At 34.4% G+C, this 17,230-nt stretch carries 16 protein-coding genes and 1 pseudogene; 4 read left to right on the forward strand and 13 right to left on the reverse strand.

Translation table 11 applies throughout. From position 1 onward, the window contains the following. Window positions 1-199: 199 nt before the first annotated feature. The gene (locus AC1DMU_RS14140) at window positions 200-1,195 is read left to right on the forward strand and encodes an S-layer homology domain-containing protein (protein ID WP_088063049.1); all 996 of its coding nucleotides are present in this window, start codon (window positions 200-202) and stop codon (window positions 1,193-1,195) included. A gap of 109 nt (window positions 1,196-1,304) precedes the next feature. On the opposite strand, the gene AC1DMU_RS14145 is transcribed toward AC1DMU_RS14140, so the two are convergent. Both AC1DMU_RS14145 and AC1DMU_RS14150 read right to left on the reverse strand, forming a co-directional pair. After that, on the reverse strand, window positions 1,305-2,228 hold the full coding sequence (locus AC1DMU_RS14145) for a CobW family GTP-binding protein (RefSeq protein WP_088063048.1): 924 nt from the start codon (window positions 2,226-2,228) through the stop codon (window positions 1,305-1,307). Window positions 2,229-2,331: 103 nt separating this feature from the next. Continuing rightward, window positions 2,332-3,768 carry a flavin monoamine oxidase family protein gene (locus AC1DMU_RS14150; RefSeq protein WP_088063047.1) on the reverse strand — a complete coding sequence of 479 codons (1,437 nt, stop codon included), beginning with the start codon at window positions 3,766-3,768 and terminating at the stop codon, window positions 2,332-2,334. Window positions 3,769-3,969: 201 nt separating this feature from the next. Between AC1DMU_RS14150 and AC1DMU_RS14155 the strand changes: the two genes are divergently transcribed. Continuing rightward, window positions 3,970-4,914, forward strand: coding sequence for an L-lactate dehydrogenase (locus tag AC1DMU_RS14155; protein ID WP_000715320.1), 945 nt, complete (start codon window positions 3,970-3,972; stop codon window positions 4,912-4,914). An 85-nt stretch (window positions 4,915-4,999) separates the two neighbouring features. Here the strand turns inward: AC1DMU_RS14155 and AC1DMU_RS14160 are convergent, their stop codons facing one another. From AC1DMU_RS14160 to AC1DMU_RS14170, 3 genes and pseudogenes are all read right to left on the reverse strand, one after another. Continuing rightward, entirely contained in the window at window positions 5,000-6,013 is a 1,014-nt protein-coding gene (locus tag AC1DMU_RS14160; RefSeq protein ID WP_476941522.1) for an AI-2E family transporter, read from the reverse strand. A gap of 177 nt (window positions 6,014-6,190) precedes the next feature. Next, window positions 6,191-7,788: pseudogene (locus tag AC1DMU_RS14165) on the reverse strand (amidase family protein). A gap of 109 nt (window positions 7,789-7,897) precedes the next feature. Continuing rightward, on the reverse strand, window positions 7,898-8,029 hold the full coding sequence (locus AC1DMU_RS14170) for a hypothetical protein (RefSeq protein ID WP_000997338.1): 132 nt from the start codon (window positions 8,027-8,029) through the stop codon (window positions 7,898-7,900). Window positions 8,030-8,213: 184 nt separating this feature from the next. Between AC1DMU_RS14170 and AC1DMU_RS14175 the strand changes: the two genes are divergently transcribed. Then, a complete protein-coding gene (locus tag AC1DMU_RS14175; RefSeq protein WP_088063045.1) occupies window positions 8,214-8,633 on the forward strand; it encodes a GNAT family N-acetyltransferase in 420 nt (139 codons plus the stop codon). Window positions 8,634-8,784: 151 nt separating this feature from the next. Here the strand turns inward: AC1DMU_RS14175 and AC1DMU_RS14180 are convergent, their stop codons facing one another. The 4 genes from AC1DMU_RS14180 to AC1DMU_RS14195 form a co-directional block, all read right to left on the reverse strand. Continuing rightward, window positions 8,785-9,387: a nitroreductase family protein gene (locus AC1DMU_RS14180; RefSeq protein ID WP_088063044.1), complete on the reverse strand. Its 603-nt coding sequence runs from the start codon at window positions 9,385-9,387 to the stop codon at window positions 8,785-8,787. A 57-nt stretch (window positions 9,388-9,444) separates the two neighbouring features. Beyond that, on the reverse strand, window positions 9,445-10,095 hold the full coding sequence (locus AC1DMU_RS14185) for a DsbA family oxidoreductase (protein WP_088063043.1): 651 nt from the start codon (window positions 10,093-10,095) through the stop codon (window positions 9,445-9,447). A gap of 70 nt (window positions 10,096-10,165) precedes the next feature. Then, a complete protein-coding gene (locus AC1DMU_RS14190) occupies window positions 10,166-10,597 on the reverse strand; it encodes an Rrf2 family transcriptional regulator (protein WP_088063042.1) in 432 nt (143 codons plus the stop codon). A gap of 120 nt (window positions 10,598-10,717) precedes the next feature. After that, entirely contained in the window at window positions 10,718-11,587 is an 870-nt protein-coding gene (locus AC1DMU_RS14195) for a LysR family transcriptional regulator (RefSeq protein WP_088063041.1), read from the reverse strand. A 97-nt stretch (window positions 11,588-11,684) separates the two neighbouring features. Here AC1DMU_RS14195 and AC1DMU_RS14200 point away from each other — a divergent pair, with 97 nt between their 5' ends. Then, window positions 11,685-12,590 (forward strand): DMT family transporter, encoded by a 906-nt coding sequence (locus AC1DMU_RS14200; protein ID WP_088063040.1) that lies wholly within the window; start codon window positions 11,685-11,687, stop codon window positions 12,588-12,590. A 45-nt stretch (window positions 12,591-12,635) separates the two neighbouring features. Here the strand turns inward: AC1DMU_RS14200 and AC1DMU_RS14205 are convergent, their stop codons facing one another. The 4 genes from AC1DMU_RS14205 to brnQ form a co-directional block, all read right to left on the reverse strand. Continuing rightward, window positions 12,636-13,256, reverse strand: coding sequence for a YcnI family copper-binding membrane protein (locus AC1DMU_RS14205; RefSeq protein WP_088063039.1), 621 nt, complete (start codon window positions 13,254-13,256; stop codon window positions 12,636-12,638). 90 nt (window positions 13,257-13,346) lie between these two features. Beyond that, on the reverse strand, window positions 13,347-14,996 hold the full coding sequence (locus AC1DMU_RS14210) for a copper resistance CopC/CopD family protein (protein WP_142291714.1): 1,650 nt from the start codon (window positions 14,994-14,996) through the stop codon (window positions 13,347-13,349). Between the two features lie 328 nt (window positions 14,997-15,324). Then, window positions 15,325-15,744 (reverse strand): VOC family protein, encoded by a 420-nt coding sequence (locus AC1DMU_RS14215; RefSeq protein WP_000750833.1) that lies wholly within the window; start codon window positions 15,742-15,744, stop codon window positions 15,325-15,327. Between the two features lie 84 nt (window positions 15,745-15,828). Then, window positions 15,829-17,184 (reverse strand): branched-chain amino acid transport system II carrier protein, encoded by a 1,356-nt coding sequence (gene brnQ, locus AC1DMU_RS14220; RefSeq protein WP_088063038.1) that lies wholly within the window; start codon window positions 17,182-17,184, stop codon window positions 15,829-15,831. Window positions 17,185-17,230 lie beyond the last annotated feature (46 nt).

A 17,230-nucleotide genomic window follows, 5' to 3' on the forward strand; every position in this document is an offset into this window, starting at 1 on the left:
AAATGAGTCAACGCCCCGTCAGTTAACTTTTTATACTTCCCTCCCTCTTATAACACCAAATATATTTAAGCAATATTCCGAAAGTAAATCCATATTTTACAAAAACTAAATATACTAATATAATAAATAAGTGATTATCACTTAAAAGTAACGGATATGAGTGAGAAAATATTGTTTTATATACTTAGGAGGAATCATAATGAATTTTAAACATGTACTTGCAACAGGCTTAATTACCGCCACATTATTCGGTGCAACGAATGCTCATGCACAAACTGAACGTTTCATCGATGTACCAAAAGGGCATTGGTCTGAAGATTCGATTGACCATTTAACTGAACAAAATGTCATGAATGGTTATGGTAACGGAAAATTTGGATTTGGGGACAATGTAACTCGTGGGCAAGTAGCTGCGATTATTTCAAGATACTTAAAACTAGAAAATACCGGATCTACAAGTAAACATTTCTCTGATATTCATGGGCATATGTTTGAAAACAATATTAAAGCAGCTGCTCAAAAAGGAATCATGACAGGGGACAATAGCACTGACAAGTTTAGACCTGATGATACATTAACTCGATATGAAATGGCTGTTATCTTACAAAAAGCGTTTCATTTACCTGTAAAAACAAACGACCTTTTCTATGATGTTCCAAATAATCATTGGGCAACAAACTCTGTTCGTTCATTGTATAGTAATGGTATTACAAACGGAATTGGAAACTATCAATATGGCGGAAAACTGAATGTAACAAGAGAACAATTTGCAAGGTTTATGTATAGCGCAATTAATGTAAGTCCTTATTTTGTTCCTGATTCTATTCCTGCGAAAGATGAGGATAAGTATAAAGAAATTGAGAATATACTGATTGATTCTGGGTTTTTAAAAACCGATTATAACTATGTATTCACTAAAACTGGTCAAACATATGATGGCATTATGCATTTTAATTTTTCTCCCTATGATGACAGTGCATATAGAATGTCTATTCATAGTGATGATCCTGTATTAAACGAGCCGGTGAGAAAAATCCTAAATACACTACTACCAACTAAAGCAGATTATCTGTATAGTCTAATTAAAAATCCTACTGCAAGCTCTCGAACAATAGAATTAGATGGTCGCAAAATTGAATTTAGTAGAGACTCTAGTACTAGAGTAAATGTTTATCTTGGAAAACGAAAATACTAAAAGAGTGACTATTTAACATGAATACAAGTAGCTAAATGGTTACTCATAAGAAATAAAAAGGCTGCCCCACAAGTCGGTTTCAACGACTTGTGGGGCAGCTCCTTTAATCTTAATTAGAATTAAGTTCCACTTTCTCTAACCCTTCAGCCAATTGTTTCTTATCTAGCCCTTCTCCTATTACTACCAAGTTCGTTGGGAAACCGAAGTCTTGTTCCAATAAAGTCGGTACCCCGAACGAGTATTGGAATAAGTGAGGATATTTGTCCCCATGAAATTTCACAAAACCTTTTACACGATAAATACTATCTGGTAAATTCGAAAGCCATTCGTATAATTTATCTTGATCAATTGATTTCGTAAATTGATATGTCATCGTTTGTATATGCAAATGCTGTTTTACATGTAGTGTCTCATGTTCCCCATCATTCGTAAATTCAACTTCTTCTATATCCTCTAAAGATATATTACAATACTTTGTTTCAAACAATTTCGCATGATTATTTATTGTTTTCACTTCTTCAATTACTTTGTTCTTATCCGCATCTGTTAGTAAATCTGATTTATTAATTAAAATATGGCTACCAAACTTCAATTGCTCATGTAATAATTGCTGAATGTTTGCACTTAATACACTTCGATTTAACCACCTTACTGCATCTAAAACGACTACAATTGATTTCACTTCCAGGAAAGGCGCTAAAATTGGTGATACACATGCATCTAACACTTCAATTGGATGCGCAACACCTGTCGTTTCTATATAAATGACATCTGGTCTTTCTTGCTGATATAACGAATGTAATTGTATTTCAAGCTCTTCTTTTAGCGTACAACAAATACATCCTTTCAGAAGCTCTCTTAAAACATTCTCTTTTCCAATAATATCTGTATCTACCGAGTATTCACCAATTTCATTCATTAATACTGCAACTTTTCTATTCTTCTTTTTCTCCGCTAACAATAAATTTTGTAATAATGTTGATTTTCCACTACCTAAAAAGCCACCTAATATATGAATTTCTACTTTTTTCACTTGATCGACCATCCATTTCTTTATTTCAAACGTATTCAAAGCGTAATAATTACGATTTATATTTATTATTTTATTAAAAGAGTGGTGATTTGTAAATATATGTTCACTTTTCGTTTACTTCATGAGCAACTCGAATTCCAGACTCTATTGCTCCTTGCATCCACCCATGTGTTAATGTCGTATGCTCTCCGGCAAAATGCACTTTCCCAGATGGTGGTGTAATATACGGAAATAACTCGAGTTCTTGGCCCGGTTCGAAAGCTGTAAATGCGCCGCAAGAATACGGATTTTGACTCCAGCTAAAAGATGCCCCTGTAACAAACTCACTATAAACGATGTCACCGTATATTTCCGCTAAATTTCTTAATGCATAACGAATGCGTTCACTATTCGGTAAACTATCCCATGTTAACGCCTCATCTGCCCACGTATAACTCGCTAAAACGGTAGCTGCCCCTGGTGTATGAATGCCATAACTCGGATAATATGTAAACCGTATAGGTAAATCTGTAATAGATTTACCGCCACATTGCCCCACTCTTTCCCAAAATCTACTTTTAAACTCTATCGCAATTTTAGTTGCAGCAATATAATTTAATTCACGAATTGCTCGTCTTTTATAATAAGAGAATAAATGATACGGCCGAACTTCTACAAATCGTAACGCTGAAAATGGAATTGTGATAATAGCAATATCACTTGTTATAGTAAATCGCTCTAACGTTTGCTCACGATTTCCTTGTAACATTACTTTATTATCTTCTTGTATAATTTTCTCTACTTTATATGACATAAAAATATTATCCTTTAGCTGTGGCAAAAATGAATTGGGTAATACATCCATTCCACCCGTTATCTCATAATATTTCGTCGTTGAAGTAAAAAAAATCATTTCCCGTAATACTTCAATTAAAGACATTCCCATATAAGCTTCCATATCAAGAAGTACCCCAATCAAATCTATTGCACCGTCTGAATAATATTCAGTTAAAAATGAGCCGAGCGAATATGTTTTATACTTTTTTTCAACGATAATCCAGTTTTTATTAGGATCTTTTTTTATAAAATTTAGTATGGGTTCTAATACTACTAACATTAACTCTTCTGCCGTTTTCCCTTTTTCATTCTCTAAAACAGGATATCCAAGTATACTTGGATTTTTTTCGAATATGCTCAATCTCGTTTTAATATTATTCGTATAAATAATATCTGAAGCGGTTTTATTTATAAACAGATTTAACGGTAATTTAAATTTATGAATATAAGCTAAAGTTAACTCGTGTGTTCCAGGAATTCGCATCGGCCCTGCATTAAAATATAAACCAGAGCTAAATGGTTCACGAATCGTATATATTCTTCCGCCTATTCGATTATTTGCTTCTAAAATTGTTATGTTATGCCCTGCTTCTTTCAATAACGATGCTGCAACTAATCCTGAAATCCCTGCACCAGCAATAATAATTTGCTTTGGATTCTTCGTTTTAACGAGCCCCACATTAATAATATGAAGCATTTTCCCCATCGTTAATGGCTGCATCATACCCTTTTCCCCTTTGATAAAGGATTTTATTGCATTATATTCCTTTAACTTACTTCCTATGTTTCATGCAAGAAATTGCAAGGATACATTTTCAAATACTTGAATATCTTTTATAAAATGTAATAAACTAGATATGACTCTATAGAAGTAAGACGTATTATCTTACATAATAAAATCAATGAAATTGCGAGGAATTTTGAAATGAAAAAAGGGATTAACCGTGTTGTATTAGTAGGAACAGGAGCAGTTGGATGTAGTTATGCTTACTGCATGATTAACCAAGCTGTAGCTGAAGAATTTGTTTTAGTTGATGTAAACGAGGCAAAAGCTGAAGGAGAAGCCATGGATTTAAGTCATGCAGTTCCATTTGCTCCAGCTCCAACTAGAGTATGGAAAGGCAGCTACGAAGATTGTAAAGATGCTGATCTTGTAGTCATTACGGCTGGATTACCACAAAAACCAGGCGAAACACGTTTAGATTTAGTTGAGAAAAACGCGAAAATCTTCAAACAAATCGTTCGTAGCATTATGGATAGCGGATTTGATGGTATTTTCTTAATCGCAACTAACCCTGTCGATATTTTAACTTACGTAACTTGGAAAGAATCTGGTTTACCAAAAGAACGCGTAATCGGTTCTGGTACAACACTTGATTCTGCTCGTTTCCGCTATATGTTAGGTGAGTATTTCGATATTGGTCCACACAACATTCATGCTTATATAATCGGTGAACATGGTGATACGGAACTTCCTGTTTGGAGTCACGTATCAGTCGGTATTCAAAAACTACAAACGCTTCTTGATAAAGACAACACATACACGCAAGAAGATTTAGACAAAATCTTCATAAACGTTCGTGATGCAGCTTACCATATTATCGAGCGAAAAGGTGCAACTTACTATGGTATCGGTATGTCACTTCTACGTGTTACAAAGGCGATTTTAAACGACGAAAATAGCGTATTAACAGTATCAGCTTACTTAGAAGGCCAATACGGTCAAAAAGATGTTTATATCGGCGTACCTGCTGTTTTAAATCGCGGCGGTGTTCGTGAAATTTTAGAAGTGGAATTAAGTGAAGAAGAAGAATTAAAATTCGATCACTCTGTTCAAGTATTAAAAGAAACAATGGCTCCAGTTCTTTAATTGTGTATGCAAAAAAGCAATCCAATTTATTTTGGATTGCTTTTTTGATTGTTCCTTGAAAACATCAGTTATTTTCTATCATTTCCTATTTTTTAAACTGTTCCTCATTGTTTACATCAAGTACATCTAATAAAAAGATAAAGATTGGTATCCCGATAATAAGCCCCCATATTCCAAGGAAATGTTCTGAGAAGATGAGAATCATAAATGTATAAAAGATTGGCAAATTCGTTTTCGCAGACATAAACTTCGGGTTTAAAAAATAACTTTCAAGAGCATGGATTACTGTAATGAACACAAGTATGTATACAACGTACATAACTCCGCCTACGTTATATGCAATAATACAAAGTGGAAACAAGGAAATGATTACCCCGGCAACAGGGATTAATCCAAGTAAGAAAATCATGACAGCTAATACGAGAAGCTGCGGAAATCCTAAAACAATTAATGCAATGACAGTAAGAATACAATTTACAACTGCAATTAAAAACTGCGCTTCAATTACTTTACCGAACGATCTTGCAAACCTTTCACCAAAATATGCAATCTCCTCATAAAAAACCTTCAGACTACTATCTTTAAATTTCGAAGTAAATGATATGATGCGTTCTTTTTCTAATAAGAAAAATAAACTTAAAATAAGAGAAAGGAGTATTTGCAAACTGACTTTTCCTATATTTGCAATCGATTGATATATGACATCTACACCTTGTTCTATATATTTTGATACTTCCATTCCGTTAATTGTCGAAAGTGCATATTTAATGATTTCATTATCAGGTGGGTTTTGAAAAAACAATTTAAATTGATAAATCAATTGTGAAATTTGTATCGTTAACATAGGTAAATATTTATATAATGTCGTGCCAATAAAGGAAACTAATATGATATACAAACAGGCGATAACAATTTTCCGGTTCACTTTCAATTTCTTTGAAATAAAACGTTGAAAACGATCCATTAAAAATGTCAGTATAAACGTAATTAATATTAAATTGATCATACTTTTTAATCCATATAATACTAACGCTACTATTATTAAAACGAGAAACCGTTGAAACCCTCTACTTCGAAAGAAATTTTTCACTTCATTCATTAAGATTTAACCTCCCCCTTCAGTGGATGGAAATTGAATATATTACATTTTATGAACTTCTATAGACAATCTTTCTTACTAATTAGAAAGAATCCTTTTTTTCTTTTTATATTGTTAGATTCTATTTACATTAGCCACCTACTTACTTCAATGGAGCTCTTTTTTTCGTTTACCCTTTTACAATTTAGGTGATTTTCTATTTTTAGACTGCTGTTCATACGCATAACCAATATTGAATAGTTCCTTCTCACTGAATTGCTTCCCGACAAACACTGCACCTACTGGCTCTCCATTGTTATCATATCCTGCTGGCACCGCTAATTCTGGATAGCCAGAAGAACTTCATCGTTGTTAATCATAACTAAAGCATCCAAACCTTTTTCTACTAAATATCTATCTAGCTCTTTTCTTGCATTTTCTTGACTCGTTTGCACTACTTTTTCAAACTCATCTTTCGTTATAACAGATTTTTCAGACGCCTCAATTAATGTTTGTCCATATTTTATTCGTCTATTACTATCCTTTTTATTAAACGCTATAATCTCTTCTAACGATTTTACCGGTACATTTTTTTGCTGTGAAAAATAATCGTTAACATTATGTTTGAATTCATATTCTAATGTTTGCAGATTATCTACACCCTCGCTGTTTAACTGAATATCATCAGTCAATATCGCACCTGCATCTTGAAGGTCTTTTCTAATCTTTTCTGCTACTTTCTTTCTATTCTCATCTTGTTGATCTATTGAAAAAAGAACCCCTATTTTTTTCCCTTTCAATCCATCTATTGATAAATCCTTCGTATAATCAATTCTTTCTTTTTCTTTCATTTTTTCTGTCATAGTATCTTTTTCATCATAACTTACCATTATGTTAAATAACGTTGCCGCATCCTTTACCGTTCTTGCCATCGGCCCTGCTGTATCAAGCGTTTCAGCTAACGGAATAATCCCTGATCTACTCACCATACCTAGTGTTGGACGTAATCCAACTACTGATTGCTGCGTCGCTGGTGCTACAATTGATCCAGTCGTTTCTGTCCCGATTGCAAGCGGCGCAAAATCTGCCGCAACTACTGTAGCAGATCCAGAGCTTGATCCTGATGTATCAAACGTAATCGGACCGTACGGATTCAAATTTTGTCCTTTTTTCCCGCTATATCCGCTAGGCATTGTAAAGGATAAATAATTTTCCCATTCAGACATATTCGCTTTTCCTAAAACAAAAGCACCTTCTTCTTTCAACTTCTTCACGATTGTCGCATCTTCATCTGCAATCCAATCTTTTAACACATACGTGCCCGCACTTGTCGGCATCACCTTTTCTGTTTGTACATTATCTTTTACGATAACCGGCATGCCGTATAAGTTCGATTTCTTATTTGAAGACCTTTCTTTATCTAACTTTCGCGCTTCTTCCATTGCATTTGGATTAATCTCTGTAACAGCATTTAATGATATTCCATTTTGGTCATGTTCTTGTATTCTAAAAAGATAAATACTCGTTAACTCCTCATATGATAATTTTCCATCATCAATCATTTTTTGAAGCTCGTTCACAGTCGCATTTACAACCTCTTTTTCTTTTATCTTCAAATTATCTATGTTAATCCCTTTCAACTGATTATGTATCGGTTTTAACACTCTATCTTTATCATATACGATACGCTCAGGTTCCTTTGGAAAATAATTTTTATACACGTAATATCCTCCGGCACATGTCAATAGGACGATACCCCCAGCAATTGACAGCGTTATCTTTATCCACTTTTTCATGCTGTTTCCTCCGCTCTAAAAGTTGCTCCATTGTATTGAAAAAGAGAGTTATCCTCATAACTCTCTCTAATTAGAATGCTAAATGAAAAAATAAAGGATTTCAATTTCATTACTTCTTTTTTTGCATTTGCTTCGCTAATAATTCTTTCACTTGATTATATGATAATCCCGAATTTTCATTTAAACGTTTTACTTCTTCAACATCAGTACCTACCACTGTATACTTTTTCTCATCATTCATTTTCCCACTTCCCTTTCGATTATTTCTTATATTTTTCCCCTAAACTCTTATTAATTAACACAAATACAAATACGGAAACTGGACGAAATTCAATAGCTAAAGGGAATTCAGTTACATAAGAGGAAAAGATAAAAAAATGTCGAATGTATATACTTGTTAAATTTAAGGGCTTGGAGGGTACATTTTGAAAACATATGAGTTTGAACATAACATTCCAACATTAGAAGAGTACAAATATTTGTGTGATTCTGTTGGGTGGACTGATTATATGAATTTTGATGTAGCAGATACTTCACTGAAGAATTCTATTCACTGCATCACAGTGAAAGATAATGAACAAATAATTGGCATGGGGCGAATTGTTGGTGACGGATCTATCTATTTCTATATTCAAGATATAGTAGTTCATCCGGATTATCAGAAACATGGTATCGGGAAAGAAATCATGCATCGTTTAGTTGCATACTTACATGAGAATGCCCCTGATAAGGCGTTTGTCGGTTTATTTGCATCAGAAGGTAAAGAATCGTTCTATGAAAAATTTGATTTTAAGGATTACTCACCAAACATGACGGGGATGTTTACTGTCATTACAAAACAATAAACATAACAGATTTTTAATTGTAAGGAAAAACTTCGATTCATATGAAGGAAATCGTTCTTGCAGTAAGAGTTTAACATTGCATACGAAAGGAGAGTACATATATGACTAATACGTACTCTCCTTTTATTTTACTTTTTATATATTAAATTTCTTAATAAAATTTCACTACATCTTCAGTAGGTAAGAAAGTTCTTTCTCCTGGTTGTTCATTTGGCTCACCAAATGGCATTTGTCCTACTAAGCTCCACTCTGCTGGAATGTTCCAAGTTTCTTTCACTTCAGCATCTACGATTGGATTGTAGTGTTGCAGGGATGCACCAATTCCTTCAGCCGATAATAACATCCATACAGTATGTTGTAACATTGCATTTCCTTGATGAGACCAGAATGGGAACTGATCTTTATATAATGGTGCATTTTCTTGCATTTTTTCTACTGTTGCTTGATCTTCAAAGAATAACACAGTCCCAACACCTGCATGGAAACCTTTTAATCTTTCTACAGTCGCTTCAAAGTTTTCTGCTGGTACGCGGGCTCTTAGTGTTTCTTTAACAATATCCCAAAACTTTTCATGTTCTCCATCCATTAATACAACCATACGACCACTTTGCATATTGAAAGATGTTGGTGCGTGTAAAGCTGTTTGTAAAACTTCTTCAATTCTTTCTTTCGTAATTGCATCGTTTTTTGTTACTTTACGAATAGAACGACGGTTCACGATTGCTTCTTTTAAATTTGTTGTAGTTGCTGACATTTTAATTCCTCCAAATATTTGTTTTATAATTTATTTTGTTATTTCATAACAAGCGAATTAGCAATATCCATCTGTATTACATTGCATACCTTCAAATGAATTTGTTTTATCCTTTTCAATTTCTTTATCGATGACTCTTTGTAGCGTTTCTTTACTAGCAAGCCCTTGAATGACTTCATCTCCAATCATGACAGTTGGAACAGCCATAATATTTGCTTCATCATATGCATGCTGAATTGCTTCTTGATGCTTTTCTTTATATTTACGAGTTACTAAAGCATCTTTAAATTCAGCTTCAGGAAGACCTACTTCTACCGCTAATTTTGTTAAAACATTAATATCTTCAATGTTTTGCTCTTCTTGGAAAAATGCGGTGAATACGCGGTGATGATACTCATTTCCTAGTCCACGTTCTTTCGCAAATTGACATCCTTCGAAAGCTAAATGTGTATATGGATGCGGTGAAACACGCGGCAAACGCATATCGATTCCTAACTTCTTCGCAGTTGGAAGAATAAAAGCATCCCATGAGCCTAATTTTTCTGGCTCATTCCATGGATCTATTTTTGAATATGGACTTGGACGTAATTCAAATGGCATCCATTCAATTTCTACATCTTTCTCTTTCGCTACTTCATCTAATGGACCTTTTGCTAAAAAACAAAATGGACATATAAAATCTGAGTATACTTTCATTTTTATAGTCATACTTTTACACCTTACCTTTATAGTTGTAATTAAATTAGTTACATTAATAACAAAAAAATATAAATATGATTTAAGCATTCATTTTTTCTTGCAAAGTTTCAAACAAATGCCCCATCGTAATATTTCTCAAAATTTCTTCCATCGCAGATTGCGCTTGTATTAATATAACTTCTAACACCGCTTGAATATTTGCTCCAATTGGACAATCTGGATTTGGTTGCTCGTGAATATGAAATAGTTTGTCTTCTTTGACTACATTTACTGCATGGTATACATCTAACAATGTGATTTCGTGTAAATCCTTTAATAATCCGGCACCACCTGGACCGCGATTTACATATACAAAACCAGCTTGTTTCAAGTACGACATCATTTTACGAATGACTACTGGATTTGTGTTTACACTTTCAGCTATATAGTCTGAAGTACAAAGTGAAGATGGATTGTTTTTCAAAATAGATAAAATATGAACAGCTATAGAAAAGCGGCTACTAATTTTCATCGTGATCACCACCTCGATGTAATCATTATAGTTACAACAAAAAGATAAGTCAATCCTTTTCATAGATTTTTTATAAGCAAATTAAAAAGTGTCCCATTATGATATATGAGACACCTCTTTTTATTCTGCAAATAGCGCTTGAAATTCTTCAATAAATAGCTGCACAGCGATTGAGGAATCCTTTAATGAAGGAACAGCTAAAGCAATTTCTCTCCATACTTGTGGTTCCAATTCTCTCGTTTGCACATTCTGTGGTAAATTCGTTAAAGATAATTCGGCTAATATTGCAATACCTAACCCTTCTTGAATCATATTTAAAGCTGTAGTAACGGTCGATATTACATACTCAGCCCGAAGTGGTACGTTGGCTTGTTTAAACATATCAATAATGGGTGGTTCGTATCCACCCTTACATAATATGATCGGTTCATTCTCTAAATCACTAATTGCAATAGAGTCCTTCTTACAAAGAGGATGATCATCTCTTAAGATAGCAACCATTTTCCCCTTCGTTAATGGGACAATCTCCATCTCTTTATTAGGCAAAATGACAATTCCTATATCAACAACCCTCGATACTAACCAATCTTCAACTTCTTTAATCGTTCCTTCACAAAGAACGACTTCTAAGTTCGGATACTTCTCCTTAAAAAGGTTTATCATTTTGGGTAAGAAATGTGCAGAAGCACTCGGAAAACTCCCAATTCGAATCGTCCCAACTTCGTGTCCTTTCTCCATCGCAACTTCTTGTTCAATCTTCTCTACACCGTTCAAAATCTCTCTAATATGCACAAGAATTCTGTTTCCTACATCCGTAACGATTAGCCCTTTTCGTTTATCACGTATAAGAATCGTAACTCCTAACTCTGACTCAATACTTGAAATCGCATGACTTACAGCTGGCTGCGTCATATTTAACACCCGAGCAGCCTTCGTAAAACTACCTAACTCAACAGTTTTTATTAATACTTGCAGTTGTGTAATGGTCATAACTAATCACTTATACTCCTTATAAAAAAGATTCATTTTATTTATTACAGTCGATATCATATCATAGTGAAATGAATAACAACAAGGAGGTCTTACCGTGACACAACTTTCTCGAACTAAGACGGCCATAATCCTTACCTTTCTCGTTTTCATGTGGGGAATCAATTGGCCTTTATCTAAGTTTGCCCTGCATTATACACCACCCGTTTTATTTGCAGGCGTTCGAACTTTAATTGGAGGATTCATTTTACTTCTTTTCGCATTACCGAAATACAAAGAGTTACACTTAAAAGAAACTTGGCATTTATACGTTATTTCTTCTTTACTTAACATCATTATATTTTACGGATTACAAACTGTAGGCCTTCAATATATGCCCGCTGGGTTATTTTCCGCCATTGTATTTCTACAACCTGTTTTACTCGGCATTTTCTCATGGATTTGGCTTGGAGAATCTATGTACGGCTTAAAAATTTTCGGGCTTGTTCTTGGATTTATTGGCGTAGGTGTCATTAGCTCTAGTAGTTTAACTGGACATATTTCTATTATAGGAATCCTTCTCGCGATAGGATGCGCGATTGGCTGGGCACTTGGAACAGTATTTATTAAGAAGACTGGGCACCGCGTTAATTCTATTTGGATGGTAACACTGCAGCTTATTATTGGCGGGCTTTGCTTAATTGGATTTGGATCAGAGTTTGAAAGCTGGTCTAGTATTGCTTGGAGTATACCGTTTGTTAGTGTTCTACTCTTTATTTCATTCTTTGTTATTGCAATGGGATGGCTTGCATACTTCACTCTTGTTGGAGCCGGTGAAGCAAGTAAAGTTGGGGCTTATACATTCCTCATTCCACTAATCGCTATTATTGTAAGTTCAATTTTCTTACATGAGGCCATTACTATTAGCTTATTCATCGGACTATTATTTATTGTGGTGAGTATTTGTTTCGTAAATATAAAGCCGAAAACACTTGCTGTAAGGCAGCAGGTTGAAGTGAAATAAAAATAAAAAAGAGCCTGCTGTTTGTAGGCTCTTTTTCACCCTTACTTACCTTTTACGACGTACTACAAAAACACACGCAACTACCGAAGATACAATCGCCAAAATAGATAAAACAATCGCTATCAATTGCAAATTACTAGTACCTTCATTTTTTTCTACATTAGACACTTCACCATGTTCCCCTGTTAATGACATACCTTTTGCAATTGTAGTAAGTGAATGTGGTTTTTCAGCTTTTTCATCGCCTGTCCATTCAACAATTTCTCCGTCTTTATATTGTTGATATGCATCCCAAGCTATTTTTTGTTCTTTATCCGGATTTTTAGCGACGAAAGTAAATCGCTGGAACTGACCGGGTAAAATCCCTTCTCCTGTTGCTTCCCATACTACAGTTCTAACTTTTCCAGCATTATCTTTCTGCTCTTCCACTTTCCATCCTGTCACTGGTTCATACTGTTGGAACTCTACTCCAGACGGTATTTTCAATGTAACTTTTGTCGTTGCTACATTCTTCTCAACTGGTACTTTTATCGTGTAAGTCTCCCAAGAATTAACGTCCGAAGCTTCTGGTTTCACAGTGACGTGCGCACTAACAGGTAACGAAAAAATCCCCATTGCAATTATTGTTGCGATCATTGTTGTGCCAAATTTTTTTATACGTTTCATTTTCTATTAGCTCCTTTTTATCTATACCTTCTCTTTATCCCGGCTATTCGCCGGATAACCCGATTGATGAGGGCTGATTAAAGTTTCACTTTATCTGCCGCCTACAATAAATTTATAATCCGTATCAAAACTATCAAGAGATTTTGTTAATCCGTGCACTTGTATATTCCAGTTTCCTGTCATGTTAATATACATACCTTCCGCTTCATATTCTCCTGGTGACACGGCCGAAACTTTAAATGACCCCTTCCCCATATTCATATCCAATGATTGCGTGGTTAAAATAATTTGCTCCATATCAGTAACAGGTTGTCCGTTCTCATCCTTTAAAGTAATATGGAATTTATTTTGTCCTACTTTATTAGGACTTACATGTAAAGTAAGTTCATATCCATTATCTAATTGCTTACTCTCTGTAAAAGGTCCAGTTGGAGGCATCGGCGGTGTTTGTACGTTTGTCATAAAAGCTACGATTACGAAAATGATAATTCCAATGATAAACTCTACTTTCACCGTAGCACCTAATCCTTGCTCCGCTCTCATTTTCCCTTTTACATAATGAACAAATCCCAATATCCCCATGAAAATGAATAAAAGTATCTTTGCTAATAAAGCTAATCCATACTTCGTATCAAATAACGAGTGGATTGTTGGTATAAAGAATGTACTGTTAAAAAGACCTGTTATTAAAATCACGATGACAGCACCTGTTGCCCACGGTGAAAAACGCTTAATCATATCCCAATACATATTCCACTTGTCTTCCTCTTTACGTAAAAGAAGAATAATGGATGATAGACCTCCAACCCATAACGAAGCTGCGAATAAATGTAGAAAGTCCATAACGACCGCAATCTCTTTAAACTTTAAACCAAATGCATGACTATTAAAGGCTTTCATAACAAGTATCCCGATAAACAATAGTATTGGAATGCTCCATACTTTAAACGACGACAACTTCTCACACTTCATCGCAAAATAAGTAACAATTATAAGCGAACTAATAAGAACCATTTGAGTAATCCATACATATCCAAAAACAGAAAGCTGTAATGTTTCTTTTAATAGTAATGGATCGAATGCTTCTAACCATGAAACATCAGCATTTATTTTCGCTTGCAATGGCAGATTGAATAATAAGCTAATCAATATACCCAATAATGAGATCCATATTATGTTCTTACTCCTTGATCGAACCGAGGTTGCATTCCCTTTATACATAATAAGATTAAAGAATAGCACTCCTATAAATAGTGAGAAACTTGTATATAAAACTCCACGTTCCATAATCATATCTATTTTCGGGAAATACCCCATCTCTTCTACTTGTATATCGTCTGCTCCCGCTTCCTCTGACCCAATTCGAAACGGAATAACTCCTTGAATAGGATGCCCGTCAGCAGAAATCACTTTCCACTGAATAGAGTAGAGTCCGTTTTTCAAGTTTTCTTTTAAGCCTACTTCTAATATTTTTTTGTTTTTCTTATCGATATGAGCATCTTTTAAATCTACTCTTGTACCTGAGGTATCTCTTACAAACAATGTATTAAAATGCGAAACTTGTATATCCTCATCAAATTCAATTTTCACTACAGATGGTGCTTTCTTCAACGTTTCATTTTCAGCAGGGTTTGATTTCACAACGTACGCATGAGCAGATGCACTTTTTGGTATCAATATGATAAGTACACACGCAATTAATAGCCATGCCCCTAACCTTCTCATTACTTTCACAATCATTTCACTTCTTCCTCATCACTATCTTTTCATTCCTTAAACTTCCCAAGTTTCCTTCTCCGACGAAATATTAACCTGATTAAATAAAAATTTCTATACAGTGTAACTTTTTATTTCTATCTCACCTCTTAACTTCCAATACAATAGTAACTACCTTCATGGATACAACTTACATTTTTAAAGCAGATTGTTATTATATCATAAAATATATTTATGTAAGTTCCTAAAGAAGAAAAGTTATCGTGAATCATTTGTGAAAAAAGTGTGAAATACATAAATAAAAAAGGTATTACGTTATTACGCAATACCCTTCTTCCATCATAAAATTTCTTTACTTCTCTTCTGGATAATCACAATACTCAATGATTGTTCCCTCTGTATCCGCTGGGTTAAGATATATTAATCTTCTACCGTGCTTATTAATTCGAAGTGTATGCTCTAACGTTCGAATACCTTGTTCTTTTAACTCTTCTAGAGCCACATCTAAATCATCGACACGATATGCGACGTGATGAACACCTTTACCTTTTTGTTTAATAAAGCGTGCTATTGGAGATGTCGTATTATTCGTCGGTGCAAGTAATTCAATTCTATCTCCATCCACTTCAAGAATGGCTACTTCGCTTTCAACACCAGGAGCTTCACTTACGTAACGATCTATTAAAGTTCCTAACAACACCTTTTCATAAAAACGTATCGTACTATCTATATCTCGAACTGCGATGCCGATATGGTCAATTGTTTTTTTCATTATATTTCCCCTACTACATTATTTTTTTATCCTAATCAATAGTAACAAAAAAAGTTATAGAATCAAATTCTATAACTTTTTTATTTAACCTATTTTCTTATTCGCACTAGCTGGTTGAACTTGATTTTTTACTTTTAAAACACTAATGCCATATCCGATAAATCCACCGATAATCGCTGGGAAGATCCATCCTAATCCTACTTCTTGCATCGGAAGGAATTTAGTGAACACTCGGCTTACTACTTCAATGTTAACTCCAGCTGCACTTAAACCATCGAATAAGCTGATGATAAATGTTACGATTAAGCTCACTTGATAAACTTCAGCTCTTCCTTTGAATAATGAATGGAAAAACGTTAAGAAAATCAATACGATTGCTAGTGGATAAATTGCTGTTAGTACTGGAACAGAAACTGCGATTAATTGTGTTAATCCTACGTTTGCAACAATTGCACTAAATACACATAGCGTGATTGCAATCGCTTTGTAAGGAACATTTGGGAATAACTTATGGAAGAATGAAGAACATGCTGATACAAGTCCCACACTAGTTGTTAAACACGCTACTGTAATCATTAATCCTAATAATACTCCACCATATGATCCAAAATAGTAATTAGAAACTTTCGCTAATACTTCTCCACCATTCTCTAAATGTCCAAGCTTTGCAACACTTGAAGCACCCATATAAGAAAGAGCTGTATAGATAATTGCTAAAATAGATGCTGCAATGATTGTCGCTTTTGCACAAACGATCATAATCTGTGTTTTCGTTTTCGCACCTTTTTCTTTAATTGCATTAATGATGATGATTCCAAATACGAATGATGCAAGCGTGTCCATTGTTAAGTATCCTTCTTGGAATCCTTTAAAGAATGCATGTGATGTATAAGCTTCCACTGGTGCTTGCATATCTCCAATCGGATGTATAAAAGCAACGATTACTAAAATACCAATGAAAGTTAACTTAATTGGCGTTAAGATTTTTCCAACAATATCGACAATTTTCGCAGGATTTAGCGAAAAAAAACAAGTGATGCTAAAGAATACAATTGTGAAAAGAATTAAAGGTGTAGAACCTAATCCTTCTGGCATAAACGGTTTAAGACCAATTTCATAAGAAACATTTCCTGTTCTTGGTATTGCAAATAACGGGCCAATCGCTAAGTATAAAACTGTTGTAAACACAATCCCGAATACTGGGTGTGCACGACTTGCTAATGACTGTAAATCATCTTTACCCGAAAAACCAAATGCCAGTACACCTAGTAATGGTAATCCAACACCCGTTACTAAAAATCCAGCGTTAGCAATCCATACATTCTCTCCTGCCGATTGACCGAGCATTGCCGGGAATATTAAATTTCCTGCTCCAAAAAATAGTGCAAATAACATTAATCCAATAACTACTATGAACGAAAACGGTACTTTATTCGCCATAATATAACCCCCATTCAAATTTCCTTATCTCATTTTCCATTTTTAA

The organism is Bacillus sp. 01N45, assembly GCF_056399205.1.